Here is a 480-nt window from a genome sequence, read left to right as displayed (position 1 = left end):
AGTAACACAAAAGGGGAAAATACAAAATAAGCTTTTCCGGTTTATCCGGGTTAGGTATATAGGGGCTTCGAATAATGTTTTGTCTTTAAAACAAACTTGGCAAGAAAAGGGGTATCCAGAAAATCTTACCTCTGATGCAAAGCCTTTGGAAGAAGTGGAAATGAATGGTTTTACTGGTTATTATGTTGAGGACAATGGAATTGGTTCATTAATAATTTCGAATGGAGTTTATAAGTTAGTGTTAGATGGGACTTTTTCTAAAGACAATTTAATAAATTTAGTAGACCGGTTAGAACTTGTGGATAAGCCTGTAAATTGATCTAAATCTGTAAAATATATGAATCAATAGCGGTCTATAAATGAAAGCCTGTCGCATATGCCAAGAAAATATTTCCAATTTTTCCAGCATCCCCAATCCGTAGCCTGAGGCCGCTGAAAAAGTAGATACCACCGCCTATATTTGGTATAATATAATTATCA

1 protein-coding gene is annotated in these 480 nt (G+C 34.6%); it reads left to right on the top strand.

All coding sequences use genetic code 11. The features are described from left to right. A partial coding sequence (locus E5329_RS29380; RefSeq protein ID WP_135992597.1) for a DUF4367 domain-containing protein occupies positions 1 to 319 on the top strand: 319 nt, incomplete at its 5' end. Positions 320 to 480: the final 161 nt, after the last annotated feature.

This window comes from Petralouisia muris (assembly GCF_004793545.1).
Lineage (GTDB): Bacteria > Bacillota > Clostridia > Lachnospirales > Lachnospiraceae > Petralouisia > Petralouisia muris.
The sequence above is the reverse complement of the archived record's forward strand: the minus strand, read 5'-3'. Positions and strand labels throughout refer to the sequence as shown.